This window comes from Roseibium sp. FZY0029 (assembly GCF_036350355.1).
Classification (GTDB): domain Bacteria; phylum Pseudomonadota; class Alphaproteobacteria; order Rhizobiales; family Stappiaceae; genus Roseibium.
The window spans coordinates 110,452-124,895 of sequence record NZ_JAZDVZ010000006.1 but is presented as its reverse complement, the minus strand read 5'-3'; the positions used below and the strand labels follow the sequence as shown (position 1 = coordinate 124,895).

11 protein-coding genes are annotated in these 14,444 nt (G+C 60.5%); 10 read left to right on the top strand and 1 reads right to left on the bottom strand.

Translation table 11 applies throughout. From position 1 onward, the window contains the following. The first annotated feature begins 75 nt into the window (after nt 1-75). The 9 genes from sucC to V1T76_RS18305 all read left to right on the top strand — a co-directional run bounded on the left by sucC (nt 76) and on the right by V1T76_RS18305 (nt 13,201). Nucleotides 76-1,275 carry an ADP-forming succinate--CoA ligase subunit beta gene (sucC, locus tag V1T76_RS18345; protein ID WP_330562093.1) on the top strand — a complete coding sequence of 400 codons (1,200 nt, stop codon included), beginning with the start codon at nt 76-78 and terminating at the stop codon, nt 1,273-1,275. Continuing rightward, nucleotides 1,276-2,184 (top strand): succinate--CoA ligase subunit alpha, encoded by a 909-nt coding sequence (gene sucD, locus V1T76_RS18340; protein WP_330562092.1) that lies wholly within the window; start codon nt 1,276-1,278, stop codon nt 2,182-2,184. 206 nt (nt 2,185-2,390) lie between these two features. Continuing rightward, on the top strand, nt 2,391-5,378 hold the full coding sequence (locus V1T76_RS18335; RefSeq protein ID WP_330562091.1) for a 2-oxoglutarate dehydrogenase E1 component: 2,988 nt from the start codon (nt 2,391-2,393) through the stop codon (nt 5,376-5,378). Between the two features lie 64 nt (nt 5,379-5,442). Continuing rightward, nucleotides 5,443-6,993, top strand: a complete 1,551-nt coding sequence (gene odhB / locus V1T76_RS18330) for a 2-oxoglutarate dehydrogenase complex dihydrolipoyllysine-residue succinyltransferase (protein ID WP_330562090.1) — start codon at nt 5,443-5,445, stop codon at nt 6,991-6,993. Between the two features lie 132 nt (nt 6,994-7,125). Then, nucleotides 7,126-7,740, top strand: coding sequence for a LysE family translocator (locus V1T76_RS18325; protein WP_330562089.1), 615 nt, complete (start codon nt 7,126-7,128; stop codon nt 7,738-7,740). Nucleotides 7,741-7,787: 47 nt separating this feature from the next. Next, entirely contained in the window at nt 7,788-9,206 is a 1,419-nt protein-coding gene (lfb1, locus tag V1T76_RS18320; protein WP_330562088.1) for an LIC10280 family protein, read from the top strand. Between the two features lie 22 nt (nt 9,207-9,228). Continuing rightward, a complete protein-coding gene (locus V1T76_RS18315) occupies nt 9,229-9,987 on the top strand; it encodes an SDR family oxidoreductase (protein WP_006935505.1) in 759 nt (252 codons plus the stop codon). 42 nt (nt 9,988-10,029) lie between these two features. Further along, the gene (gene lpdA / locus V1T76_RS18310; RefSeq protein ID WP_330562087.1) at nt 10,030-11,433 is read left to right on the top strand and encodes a dihydrolipoyl dehydrogenase; all 1,404 of its coding nucleotides are present in this window, start codon (nt 10,030-10,032) and stop codon (nt 11,431-11,433) included. Nucleotides 11,434-11,662: 229 nt separating this feature from the next. Further along, on the top strand, nt 11,663-13,201 hold the full coding sequence (locus tag V1T76_RS18305) for a hypothetical protein (RefSeq protein ID WP_330562086.1): 1,539 nt from the start codon (nt 11,663-11,665) through the stop codon (nt 13,199-13,201). Nucleotides 13,202-13,299: 98 nt separating this feature from the next. Here the strand turns inward: V1T76_RS18305 and V1T76_RS18300 are convergent, their stop codons facing one another. Next, nucleotides 13,300-13,719, bottom strand: a complete 420-nt coding sequence (locus tag V1T76_RS18300) for a MerR family transcriptional regulator (protein WP_330562085.1) — start codon at nt 13,717-13,719, stop codon at nt 13,300-13,302. A 126-nt stretch (nt 13,720-13,845) separates the two neighbouring features. Between V1T76_RS18300 and V1T76_RS18295 the strand changes: the two genes are divergently transcribed. Further along, nucleotides 13,846-14,442 carry a cation transporter gene (locus V1T76_RS18295; protein ID WP_442970145.1) on the top strand — a complete coding sequence of 199 codons (597 nt, stop codon included), beginning with the start codon at nt 13,846-13,848 and terminating at the stop codon, nt 14,440-14,442. Nucleotides 14,443-14,444: the final 2 nt, after the last annotated feature.

The following is a 14,444-nucleotide window of genomic DNA, read 5'->3' as shown; positions in this document are numbered from 1 at the left end:
ACCGGGCCCGCCTAAGGGAATTTGCGGCCGTTCTTCCCTGGTGGAAGGACGGTCCTCCGACAACGGGGGAAACACATGAACATTCATGAATACCAGGCCAAGGCCGTTCTGAAGGAATACGGTGCACCGGTGGCCGAAGGCGTTGCCATCTTCTCCGCCGACGAAGCCGAAGCAGCCGCCAAGAGCCTTCCGGGCCCGCTCTGGGTCGTGAAGTCGCAGATCCACGCAGGTGGCCGCGGCAAGGGCAAGTTCAAGGAACTGTCCGCCGACGCCAAGGGTGGTGTCCGTCTGGCTTTCTCGCTGGACGAAGTCACATCCAACGCCAAGGAAATGCTCGGCAACACGCTGGTCACCAAGCAGACCGGCCCGTCCGGCAAGGTGGTCAACCGTCTCTACATCGAAGACGGCGCCGACATCGAGCGTGAGCTTTACCTCTCCATTCTGGTCGACCGCACCGTTGGCCGCCCGGCTTTCGTTGTCTCCACCGAAGGTGGCATGGACATTGAAGCGGTTGCCGAAGAAACCCCCGAAAAGATCGTCACCCTGCCGATTGATCCGGAAACCGGTGTTACCGAGGCCGATGCCGCCAAGCTGTGCGATGCGCTGGAACTGACCGGTGCGGCACGTGAAGACGGCATGAAGCTGTTCCCGATTCTGCACACGGCGTTCGTCGAGAAGGACATGAGCCTTCTGGAAGTCAACCCGCTGATCGTCATGAAGGACGGTCACCTGCGCGTTCTGGACGCCAAGGTCTCCTTCGACGGCAATGCCCTGTTCCGTCACCCGGACATCATGGAACTGCGCGACATCACCGAGGAAGACGAGAAAGAGATTGAGGCGTCCAAATACGATCTCGCCTATGTCGCTCTCGACGGTGACATCGGCTGCATGGTCAACGGCGCCGGCCTTGCCATGGCAACCATGGACATCATCAAGCTCTACGGTGCAGAACCGGCCAACTTCCTCGATGTTGGCGGTGGTGCTTCCAAGGAGAAGGTGACGGCCGCATTCAAGATCATCACCTCCGATCCGAACGTGAAGGGCATCCTGGTCAACATCTTCGGTGGCATCATGCGCTGCGACGTGATCGCGGAAGGCGTGGTTGCAGCCGTCAAGGAAGTCGGCCTGCAGGTTCCGCTCGTTGTTCGCCTGGAAGGCACCAACGTGGAACTCGGCAAGAAGATCATCAACGAAAGCGGTCTGAACGTGATCGCCGCTGATGATCTTGACGACGCCGCCCAGAAAATCGTGAAAGCCGTGAAGGGGGGCGCGTAAATGTCCATCCTCGTCAATAAAGACACGAAAATCATCGTTCAGGGCCTGACCGGCAAGACCGGCACGTTCCACACGGAACAGGCACTTGAGTATTACGGCACCAAGATGGTCGCCGGCGTGCACCCGAAAAAGGGTGGCGAGACCTGGTCTTCCGGTGTCGACAGCGCTGCATCGCTTCCGATCTTTGCGACCGTTGGCGAAGCCAGGGAAGCAACCGGTGCCGACGCCTCCGTGATCTACGTTCCGCCGGCAGGCGCGGGCGCTGCGATCATCGAAGCGATCGAAGCCGAAGTTCCGTTCATCGTCTGCATCACCGAGGGCATCCCTGTTGCCGACATGGTCAAGGTCAAGGCCAAGCTGGAGAAATCCAAGTCGCGCCTTCTCGGCCCGAACTGCCCGGGTATCCTGACCCCGGAAGAGTGCAAGATCGGCATCATGCCGGGCTCCATCTTCAAGAAAGGCTCCGTCGGTGTTGTTTCCCGCTCCGGCACCCTTACTTATGAAGCTGTCTTCCAGACCACCAATGCCGGCCTCGGCCAGACGACGGCTGTCGGCATCGGCGGCGACCCGGTCAAGGGCACCGAGTTCATCGACGTCCTGGAAATGTTCCTGGCCGACGACGAAACACAGTCGATCATCATGATCGGAGAAATCGGTGGTTCTGCGGAAGAAGACGCGGCGCAGTTCCTGAAGGACGAAGCCAAGCGCGGTCGGTCCAAGCCGATGGCTGGTTTCATCGCCGGACGGACAGCGCCTCCGGGCCGTACCATGGGCCACGCCGGTGCCGTTATTTCAGGCGGCAAGGGCGGTGCAGAAGACAAGATCGCTGCGATGGAAGCTGCTGGCATCAAGGTGTCACCGTCTCCCGCGAAGCTCGGCGAGACCCTTCTCGAAGTCTTGAAGGGCTGATTCTGCAAGAATCTTTCGCGATGGGGACGGAAACTGTTTACGTTTCCTGTCGCATGATGAAAGGATGGGTTCCGGCGCGGTTGACGTGCCGTAACCATTTTTCGAGGGGTCGGTGGAAACCATCGGCCGTTGTAGGGAAACCGGCCGCGGGTCAATTTTTCGGGCCCGCCTAAACAAAAGGGCGGAGGATACCTCCGCTAAAGGACATGGCACGGCAGGAAGCGAACAACGTATTCGCACTGACGTCGTTGCTTTACGGCGCCAACGCAGCCTATATCGAAGACCTCTACGCACAGTACAAGACGGATCCGAGCTCGGTCGATGCCGACTGGCAGGACTTCTTTGCTGCCTTCCAGGACGAGAAGGAAGCCGTTCTGAAAGAGGCTCGCGGGGCGACCTGGAAACGCAAGGACTGGCCGATCGAGGCCAATGGCGACCTCGTAAATGCATTCGACGGCAACTGGGGCCCGATCGAGCAGCAGCTCGGCGACAAACTGAAAAAGAAGGCCGAAGCCAAGGGCGAACCGGTCTCGGATCAGGAAGTTCATCAGGCGACACGCGATTCCGTTCGCGCCCTGATGATGATCCGCGCCTATCGCATGCGCGGCCACCTTCATGCAGATCTCGACCCCCTCGGCCTGGCCGGCAAGGGCGATCACGAGGAGCTGCACCCCTCGTCCTACGGCTTCACCGAAGCCGACTGGGACCACAAGATCTTCATCGACCATGTTCTGGGTCTGGAATACGCCACCATCCGCGAGATGATGGACATCCTGAAGCGGACCTATTGCTCGACCCTGGGTGTCGAGTTCATGCATATCTCCGATCCGGCAGCCAAGTCCTGGATCCAGGAGCGCATCGAGGGTCCGGACAAGCAGGTGGCCTTCACCACGGAAGGCAAGAAGGCGATCCTGAACAAGTTAGTCGAAGCCGAAGGTTTCGAAAAGTTTCTCGACGTCAAATACACCGGGACCAAGCGCTTCGGTCTTGATGGCGGTGAAGCGCTGATCCCGGCGCTGGAACAGATCATCAAACGCGGCGGCTCCATGGGCCTGAAGGAAATCGTGTTCGGCATGGCCCACCGCGGCCGCCTGAACGTGCTTTCCCAGGTGATGGCGAAGCCACATCGGGCAATCTTCCACGAGTTCAAGGGCGGCTCCTACGCGCCGGACGATGTGGAAGGCTCTGGTGACGTAAAGTATCACCTTGGCGCCTCGTCCGACCGGACCTTCGACGGCAACGACGTTCACCTGTCGCTGACGGCAAACCCGTCGCACCTGGAAATCGTCAACCCGGTTGTTCTGGGCAAGGCGCGCGCCAAGCAGGACCAGCTGGCGGCCGATGAGAACGGCAATTTCGTCGACACCACCGAGATCGACCGTGGCACGGTTCTGCCGCTGCTGCTGCATGGCGATGCCGCATTTGCGGGCCAGGGTGTTGTTGCCGAATGTTTCGGCCTGTCCGCGCTGCGCGGCCATCGCACCGGCGGTTCGGTCCATGTGATCATCAACAACCAGATCGGCTTCACCACCAATCCGCGCTTCTCGCGCTCTTCGCCCTATCCGTCGGATATGGCGAAGGTCATCGAGGCGCCGATCTTCCACGTCAACGCGGATGATCCGGAAGCCGTCGTCTTCGCAGCCAAGATCGCGATCGAATATCGCCAGACGTTCCATCGTCCGGTGGTCATCGACATGATCTGCTATCGCCGCTTCGGCCACAACGAGGGCGACGAGCCGGCGTTCACGCAGCCGATCATGTACCGCAAGATCCGCAAGCATGCGACGACCCTGCAGCTCTACTCGGAACGCCTGATCAAGGAAGGTGTTCTGACGCAGGACGAAATCGAGCACATGAAAGCTGACTGGCGCAAGCATCTGGACGACGAGTTCGATGCCGGCCAGGCCTTCAAGCCGAACAAGGCCGACTGGCTGGACGGCAAGTGGGCAGGCATGAAGCGTGCCGACGACGAGGATGATCCGCGTCGCGGTGAGACGGGTCTGCCGATCGAGGAGCTGAAGTTGATCGGACGGGCTCTGACCCACGTGCCGGACGGTTTCAACATCCACCGCACCATTGCACGCTTCATGAACCAGCGTGAGCGCATGATCGAGACCGGCGAAGGCATCGACTGGGCAACCGCCGAAGCGCTCGCCTTCGGTTCGCTGCTGAAGGAAGGCCATCCGGTGCGCCTGTCCGGTCAGGATTGCGAACGCGGTACGTTCTCGCAGCGCCATTCGGTTCTGTATGATCAGGAAGACGAGAGCCGGTACATTCCGCTCAACAACGTCTCTCCCGACCAGCAGCGCTATGAAGTCATCAACTCGATGCTGTCGGAAGAGGCCGTTCTGGGCTTCGAATACGGCTACTCGCTGGCAGAGCCCCGTGCCCTGACCTTGTGGGAAGCGCAGTTCGGCGACTTCGCCAACGGCGCTCAGGTGGTGTTCGACCAGTTCATCTCTTCGGGTGAGCGCAAGTGGCTGCGCATGTCCGGCCTTGTCTGCCTGTTGCCGCATGGCTACGAAGGCCAGGGTCCGGAACACTCCTCCGCCCGTCTGGAGCGTTTCCTCCAGCTCTGCGCGGAAGACAACATGCAGGTTGCGAACTGTTCGACACCGTCGAACTACTTCCACATTCTGCGCCGTCAGCTGCGCCGCGATATCCGCAAGCCGCTGATTCTCATGACGCCGAAATCCCTGCTGCGCCACAAGAAAGCCGTGTCGACGCTGAAGGAACTCGGACCGGATTCCACGTTCCACCGCCTGTTGTGGGACGACTGGGGCCCGAACCTGAGCTCGGATGGCAAGCTGGTTGCGGACGACAAGATCCGCCGTGTCGTGATGTGCTCGGGCAAGGTCTATTACGACCTGTTCGAGGAACGCGAAAAGCGCGGCGTCAACGACGTTTACCTGCTTCGTGTCGAACAGCTCTATCCGTTCCCGAAAAAAGCGCTGATGCTGGAACTGGCCCGCTTCCCGCAGGCCGAAATGGTCTGGTGTCAGGAAGAGCCCAAGAACATGGGCGGCTGGTTCTTCGTCGAGCCCTATATCGAATGGGTCCTGGACCAGATCGACGCCAAGCACAAGCGCCCGCGTTACGCAGGCCGCAAGGCGATGGCATCGACCGCTACCGGCCTGATGTCTTCGCATCTGGCGCAGTTGCAGGCGTTCCTCGAAGAGGCTCTGGGAAGTTAGTCACAAGAGGGCCTTCGGGCCCTCTTTCAAGAAATTGGCCAGGTAATTTTAAGAGAAGGCGACCATGGCAACCGAAATTCGCGTCCCCACGCTGGGTGAATCCGTTTCCGAGGCGACTATTGCGCAGTGGTTCAAGAAACCGGGCGACGCCGTCAGCCAGGACGAACCCCTTGTGGAACTGGAAACCGACAAGGTGACCGTCGAAGTTCCGGCCCCGGCCGCAGGCACCCTGGAAAGCATCGTGGTCAAGGAAGGCGACACCGTCGAGGTCGGCGCCCTGCTTGGTCAGATCGCAGAAGGCGCCGCTGCGTCCTCCGACAAGGCTGACAAGGCTCCTGCAAAGGCTGAAGCGGCTCCGGCAAAGTCCGAAAGCAAGGCCGAAGCCAAATCCGAAAAGGCCGATTTGGTCGATGTTGTCACTCCGAGCGCTGGCGAATCCGTCACCGAAGCGGAAGTCGGCGAGTGGAGCGTGAAGGTGGGCGACGTCGTCAAGGCTGACGACACGCTGGTGGAACTGGAAACCGACAAGGCGGCGCAGGAAGTTCCGGCCCCGGTAGCAGGCACCATCGTCAAGATCGCTGTTGAAACCGGCACGACCGTGGAACCGGGCGTTCTGCTGTGCCAGATCGATCCGTCGGGGGGCGGTGCGGCCGCCAGCCAGGAGGCTGCTGCTTCTTCGGAGCCGGCTGCATCCGCTCCGAAAGCAAGCGGCGGGTCCTCCATGCCGCCGGCACCGTCCGCTCAGAAGATGATGGCGGAAAACAATCTGTCCGCAGATCAGGTATCCGGTTCCGGCAAGCGCGGTCAGGTGCTGAAGGAAGACGTTATCAACGCGATCGCCTCCGGCGCGACATCCTCCGGCTCCGCACCGTCGGCAGCTCCTGCAGCCCGCGGCCCGGTTAACGCTCAGGATGAAATCCGCGAAGAGCGCGTGCGCATGACCAAGCTGCGTCAGACCATCGCGCGCCGCCTGAAGGATGCGCAGAACACCGCAGCCATGCTGACCACCTACAATGAAGTCGACATGGGCCCGGTCATGGAACTGCGCAAGCAGTACAAGGACCTGTTCGAGAAGAAGCACGGCGTCAAGCTCGGCTTCATGGGCTTCTTCACCAAGGCGGTGACCCATGCGCTGAAAGAGATCCCTGCGGTCAACGCCGAGATCGACGGCACCGACATCATCTACAAGAACTTCTGCCACATCGGCGTTGCGGTTGGCACGGACAAGGGTCTCGTGGTTCCGGTCGTGCGCGATGCGGACCAGATGTCCATCGCCGAAATCGAAAAGGAAATCGGCAACCTCGGCCGCAAGGCGCGGGATGGCAAACTGGGCATGGCTGACATGTCCGGCGGCACCTTCACCATCTCCAATGGCGGCGTGTATGGTTCTCTGATGTCTTCGCCGATCCTGAACGCACCGCAGTCCGGCATCCTGGGCATGCACAAGATCCAGGAACGTCCGATGGCTGTGAACGGCCAGGTGGTGATCCGCCCGATGATGTATCTGGCGCTCTCCTACGATCACCGGATCGTCGACGGCAAGGAAGCCGTGACCTTCCTGGTGCGCGTCAAGGAAAGCCTGGAAGATCCGCAGCGTCTGGTTCTGGATCTCTGATCCCGTTCCGCTGCCCTTCGGGCGGCTTGCCGGTCACCGGCAAGGCGCCCGGACATCTCAAGGGTATCAGCCGGCAGCGTACGATCGTCCACGCTTGAGCGCCTACCGGTCCGACCAAGGAGAAGCTGCATAATGAGCCTGGAATTTCTGATAACTGCTCTCGTCGTGGTGCTTGTTCCGGGCACTGGTGTTGTCTACACGGTCGCCGTCGGGCTCGGCAGGGGGCGTCAGGCGTCCGTTGCTGCAGCCTTCGGCTGCACGCTTGGCATCATTCCGGCAATCCTGGCGTCCATCGTCGGCCTCGCGGCCCTGATGCACACCAGCGCCCTAGTGTTCCAGGGTGTGAAATACGCTGGCGTTGCCTATCTCGTCTACCTTGCCTGGCAGACGCTGAAGGACAGCGGGCCGATGGAGCTGAAAGCCGACAGAGGCACGCGCAAGAGCTTCGTCGCAACGGCGCGCACCGGCTTCCTGATCAACATTCTCAATCCCAAGCTGACCGTGTTCTTCCTCGCGTTCCTGCCACAGTTCCTCAGCCATGATGCCGTCAATCCGACGCTCGACATGCTGTTGATGGGCGGTGTCTTCATGGGGATGACCTTCGTGGTCTTCGTCATCTACGGCGCGTTTGCCTCTCTGGTAGGCGAGAAGGTGTTGAAGAGTGACCGCGTCATGGTCTGGATGCGCCGGACAGTTGCGGCAACCTTCGCCGGGTTTGGCTTGCGGCTGGCTCTGGCGGAGCAATAATCGCATCATCGCAAGAGCGGTGTGAGACGGTCAGGAGGAACAGGAATATGAACGCCATGAAGCGTTTTGCCCTTGCGGCTGTTCTTGTGGTCTGGACCGTCCTTGGCCTGATTGGCGCTTCGCACGCCAGCGAGCAGCGCACTGCATTGGTGATCGGAAACGCGCAATACGGCTATGGCCCGCTGGCCAATCCGGTCAACGACGCGCTGGCCATCTCCCGAGCTCTCGACAAGGCGGGGTTCGACGTCATTCTGCAGACCGATGCCAACCGCGAGGCAATGCAGCAGGCGATCCGGGCTTTCGGCGAGCGGCTGAAGACCGGGGGCGGCGTCGGCTTGTTCTATTATGCCGGGCATGGCGTTCAGATAAACGGTGAGAACTACCTGTTGCCGGTGGCTGGTGAAGCACCCGCGAACGAAGTTCTGCAGCAGCAGTCGGTCGCGGTCAGCGAAGCCGTTGAGTTGATGACATCCGCTCATGACGGGCTCAACATCATCGTGCTCGACGCCTGCCGCAACAATCCGCTCGGCGGCAAAGCGTCCGGCCTGTCCAGGATTGACAGCAGCGGGCGCCTGTTCGTGTCCTATTCGACGTCCCCCGGTGCCGTGGCTCTGGATGGACAGGGCAGCAACAGCCCCTTCACCAAGCATCTGGCCAGCGCCATAGAGACCCCGGCGCTCAATCTGGAAGAAACCTTCAAGCGCACCCTCAAAGGTGTGTTCCAGGAAACGGACGGCCAGCAAACTCCCTGGATTTCCTCGTCTTTCTTCGGAGATTTTACCTTCGTTGACGACGGCACGGGAAATCCGGCAGGATCGGTGCCCAAGATGACCGCCCTTGCGGCGATCGGAACGGCTCTCAGGGAAAGTGCCGCACGCACCGGCCCGGCGCGCCAGATCTCCGGTATCTACCGGGTCGACGGGACCAACCCCAACGGGACGTCCTATGACGGCATGCTGGCGGTCACTCCGGAAGATCAGGATGTCCGGTTTACCTGGTGGATCGGAAACGACATCTTCACCGGTGTCGGCGAGTTTGCAGGCCGCATGCTGGTGGTCAACTGGGGCGACAAGCATCCGGTTGTCTATTCCTTCACCGGCACGGAGACGCTGGACGGTGAATGGGCGGACGGCTCGGCGAGAGAGAAACTGACGCTTTTCGCGCGGGCTGCCCCGTCCGGTGCCGAGGGGCTTGCGGGCACCTATTCGGTCGCGGGCCGCAATCCGAACGGCACGACCTATCAGGGCACGGTCAAGCTGGCGCAGCAGGGTCGGAAATACACGCTGCTCTGGACGGTTGGAGCCAGCAGCTATCGTGGCGTTGGCGACCTGGAAGGCAACGTTCTGACGGTGGACTGGGGCGACAAGACACCCGTGGTCTACGCGGTCATGGAAGACGGGCGCCTGAAAGGCCTGTGGTCCGCAGGGCGCGGAGCAGAAGAACTGACACGCCTGCAAGGGCAATAGAAACGCAAACCGGTGGGAATACATGGCTGACACGGTTGTATTGGTGACGGGCGGAAGCCGGGGGATCGGCGCTGCCATCAGCCGCAAGGTCGCGGCAAGCGGCCACAAGGTGCTCGTCAACTACACGCACAATCAGGCTGCCGCCGATGCTCTTGTAGAGGAACTCAAGGCAGCCGGCGGCGAGGCGATTGCAGTTCAGGGCGATGTCCAGAACGAAGCCGATGTGCTGCATCTTTTCGCCGAAGCCGACAGGCTCGGCACGCTCAAGGGCCTGGTCAACAATGCCGGTGTCGTCGACTATTCCCAGCGCGTTGACGAAATGTCGCTCGAACGGCTGACGCGCATGTTTTCCATCAACGTCATCGGTGCGTTCCTGTGTGCCCGGGAGGCGGTCAAGCGCATGTCGACCAAGCACGGCGGCACAGGCGGAGGGATCGTGAACCTCGGCTCCGCGGCGTCGAAACTGGGAGCGCCCGCGCAATATGTCGATTATGCCGCCGCCAAGGGCGCTATTGACACCATGACCGTGGGTCTCGCGCTGGAAGTTGCCGATGAAGGCGTGCGCGTCAACGGCATTCGCCCCGGCATCATCGATACCGAAATTCACGCCTCGGGCGGCCATCCCGACCGGGTGGCCCAACTCAAGTCAAAATTGCCGATGAAACGTGCCGGAACCGCCGATGAGGTGGCCGAAGCGGTTCTTTGGCTTCTCTCCGACAAGTCCAGCTATACGACCGGCGCCATCCTCGATGTCTCCGGCGGCCGGGCAATCCTTCCCTAACCCCCATTCGAACCAGAAATGAAAGAGGCAAAGGCGACCAAAATGTCCCAATATGATCTCGTCGTCATCGGAACCGGTCCTGGCGGCTATGTCTGCGCGATCAAGGCCGCGCAGCTTGGCCTGAAAACGGCCGTCGTCGAAAAACGCGCAACGCTCGGCGGCACCTGCCTCAACATCGGCTGCATTCCCTCCAAGGCGCTGTTGCATGCTTCGGAAATGTTCGAGGAAGCCGGACACGGTTTCGAGAAACTTGGCATCAAGGTGTCCAAGCCCAAGCTCGATCTGCCTGCGATGATGGAGCACAAGACCGGTGTGGTCGACGCCAACGTGAACGGCGTTTCCTTCCTGATGAAGAAGAACAAGATCGACGTTCACACCGGCACCGGCAAGATCCTTGAAAAGGGCAAGGTCGAAGTGACCGACGGTGACGGCAAGGCGACCGTTCTGGAAACGAAGAACATCGTCATCGCCACGGGTTCCGACGTCATGCCTCTGCCGGGTGTCGAGATCGACGAGAAGCAGGTGGTTTCTTCCACCGGCGCGCTGGAACTGGACAAGGTTCCGGGCAAGCTTGTTGTCGTCGGCGGTGGTGTCATCGGCCTGGAACTCGGCTCCGTCTGGAACCGTCTCGGCTCGGACGTGACCGTGGTTGAGTTCATGGACAAGATCCTCGGCCCGATGGACGGTGATGTCTCCAAGAACTTCCAGCGTATGCTCAAGAAGCAGGGCATGGAGTTCAAGCTTTCCTCCAAGGTCACCGGCGTCGAGAAAAAGGGCAAGGGCCTTGCCGTGACCGTCGAGCCGGCCAAGGGCGGCGATGCTCAGGTGATCGAGGCCGACATCGTTTTGGTCGCCATCGGTCGCCGTCCCTACACCGAGGGCCTGGGCCTCGACAAGGCGGGGGTCACCCTGGACGATCGTGGCCGCGTGAAGATCGACACGCATTACAAAACCAATGTCGACGGCATCTATGCCATTGGCGATGTGGTCGCCGGTCCGATGCTGGCGCACAAGGCCGAGGACGAAGGTGTTGCCCTCGCCGAGATACTGGCCGGCCAGGCCGGTCACGTGAACTATGACGTCATCCCGGGCGTCGTCTACACCCAGCCGGAAGTCGCTTCCGTCGGCAAGACCGAAGAAGAGCTGAAGGCTGCTGGTGTGGAGTACAAGACCGGCAAGTTCGTCTTCTCCGCCAACGGGCGTGCACGCGCCATGAACAAGACCGACGGCTTTGCCAAGGTTCTGGCGGATGCCAAGACCGACCGGGTGCTGGGCGTTCACATTGTCGGCTTCGGTGCCGGTGAGATGATCCACGAAGCAGCTGTTCTGATGGAGTTCGGTGGTTCTTCCGAAGATCTCGCACGCACCTGCCACGCCCACCCGACCATGTCGGAAGCGGTGAAAGAGGCAGCTCTCGGCGCATTTGCCAAGTCGATCCACGCGTAAGCCACGCTACAGGTCATGACGATATCGCTCAGGGGCATCCGGTTAACGGGTGCCCCTGAGCATTTTTCAAAGGGGTGATCGGGAATCGATAGATCATTCACCGGGTCTGGCTTTGAAGTAGGAAACTTTGCAATTATTCGTAAGATAGACAGCGTATCTGCAACTATTTCGATGGCTCGGGGTTCAATCAGAGGTGTTGAGCATATTTCAATAAACGACAGGTGATGGGTTGGCTGGCAGGCAACGGGGCAAGAACGAAAATCTGAATAAATCCGGCATCTGGCTGCCTGTTGTCGCGGGACTGGCGCTGCCGCTGGTCTGCGGTCTGGTGTTTTTCTGGCCGGACAGGACCATCCCCTATGTGGACGATCTTTTTTTCATTCCCTGGGCCTCTGAATTTGCCCAGACAGGCCGTCACTTTAATCCGCTTCTGGCGGTTCAGTTCCCGGGGCTGGAAAACTACCACCTCCAGCCGAGGCTTCATCTCATTCTGTCCGGCTGGTTCCTGGCGGTAACCGGTATCAGCACGGCATCAATCGTGCTGTTCGAGTTCCTGTGCTACGTCGCGACAAGTCTTGTCTTCGTCATTTTCTGCCTCAGATTGAACCTGCGAACGGCGGCATTTTTCACACCGCTCATCTTTGCACCGATGTATGTCGTTTCCGGCTTTCGCCTGGAACTTTCAGGCTCGCTCATCTGGATACTGGGCCTGCTCCTGCTGCTGCCGATTGCGGCCAAGGCCGTCTCGGGTGACAGCCGGCAAACCGGCGGCGAGACCGCCGCCAGTATCGCAGGCACCGCGCTTCTGGGAATTGCGCCGCTGACTGCGCTTTCCATGCTGGCCTGGAGTGTTGGCGTTATTGCCGTTCTTCAGATCTGGAGGCTCAAGACGCGGCAGGCAAGCATCGTGCGGGTGCTGAGCGAAGGCCTGGTGGCCCTGGTCATCGCAGCCGCACTCTTTGCGATCTCGGTCAATTTCGAGTTTGCGGAGTTTTTCCGGCAGATCGCCTATCACGCCACCCGCTCCCATGGCTCGGGCCGGTTCAATGTGGAAGCTATCTTCCGGGCAGCCATGTTTGGGGGCGTGGCGTGGTTTGTTTTCCGCAAGTCGCGCATCCTCGGGCTGATCTGTTTTTGCCTTGCGGCGGGACAGTTCCTCGGAGCCTTCGTGCACGACCGCCCGCTCATTCGCAATCTTGCCGCTGCGATGGTGTTTCTCTTGGCCGTTGACACGGTTCTGGGTGCCCGCTGGCACAAGGTCAAGCTGGGCCTTTGTGCCGCGCTGGTGCTGGTTCTGTCCGCCAACTTCATCGTTTTCTACCTGGTCTCGAAACCTCTGCCCAACAGGCAGGCGGTGGTCGAGGCGTATCGGCAGGATCTGGCGGACGACAAGAGGGTCTTTATCGACGAGACAATGGCCCATCATTTCCTGGATCAGCAGACGTCTGGTGCCCTGTCGTGGACCTGGGGCGGCACGTTCCCGAAGGGACGGCCGACCAGCCTGGCGGATCTGAAGGAAGGCGATGTCTGGTATGTCAGCGAATACACGCTGCTCGGCTACCTGAAGGGCAGGCACGACGTTGCCCAGAAGGTCTGGCCGGAATACGACTACGACCACGTTCTGCACTTCTCCTGCAGTCTGGGCCGTCATTCTTGCAATCTGCCGGCCAAACGCTGGACAATGATGCGCCTTGAAAGGCTTGAGGGCACCGTGCTGGCAACGGAAATTGGTGCCGGCACGGCACCAAGACCAGTCGACGAAAAATAGCAGCACGCCTGCTGGCTGACCCGGTTGGCCCGAAAGCCTCCACTGCATCCCGAAAAGCGATGGCTCCCCGCGCGACTGAAGGCGGATGTGAAGGCCGGTCAGTGCTCCTGCAGGCAAAGCCCGTGGTCGCCGAATGCCTTCAGAACGTTGCATTCGGTCACAGTGTGATCGCCTTCGCAGCTTGTGGCGATGCGTTTCAGTTCAGCTTCCAGCTTGCGCAGGTGGGCGATCCTCTGGCGCACCGCCTTCAGTTGATCCTCGGCGATGCGGTTTGCCGTCTCGCAGGGCTTGTCCGGATGCTGGCTGAGGTCGATCAGATCCCTGATCGCCGGCATCGGCAGGCCGAGGTCACGGCAGTGCTTGATGAAGCCCAGTCTTTCCAGGTCGCTGGATCGGTAGCGTCTCTGGTTGCCCTCGCTGCGCAGTGGTGCCTCCAGCAGGCCTTCTTTTTCATAATAGCGGATGGTCGGCACCTTTACGCCGGTCCGCCTTGAAAGATCGCCAATTGAAAAATCCATAAAAAGCCTCTTGAAGCTCTAGTCGCTATAGCAATTACAAGGGACGGGAACCGAAAATCAAGCGACTCGAACAAGGAGTGGATCATGGGTGCCTGTTGCGGACATTCCCACGGAACATTTGACGGAATGTCAGCGGACTATCGCCGCCGTCTGTGGCTGGTGATTGCGTTGAATGGCGGCATGTTCATCGTCGAGATGATCGCCGGTCAGGCGGCCGGCTCCAAGGCCCTGCAGGCCGACGCTCTCGATTTCTTCGGCGATGCCGTTACCTATGGCATATCGCTGGCGGTGATCGGCGCATCGCTGAAAACGCGGGCGCTGGCAGCGCTTGCGAAGGGCACCAGCCTGTTTCTGATGGGCGTCTGGGTCGCAGCAACCACCCTTTATCAGGTGTTCGTGCTCGGCGTGCCGGAGGCGTCGGTGATGGGCTCCATCGGCTTTCTGGCGCTGGCCGTGAACCTTTCAAGCGTCCTGCTTCTGGTCCGCTACAAGGATGGGGACGCCAATGTGCGCTCCGTCTGGCTGTGCTCGCGCAACGATGCCATCGGCAACCTGGCCGTCATGCTGGCAGCGGCAGGCGTCTGGGGCACCGCAAGCGCCTGGCCGGACCTGATTGTCGCCGGTCTTATGGCAGCTCTCTTTGTCAGTTCGTCGGTCCAGATCCTGAGCCAGGCCATCCGGGAATACCGGCACAAGACGGAGCACGAGGTGGCAGCGGAATAGTC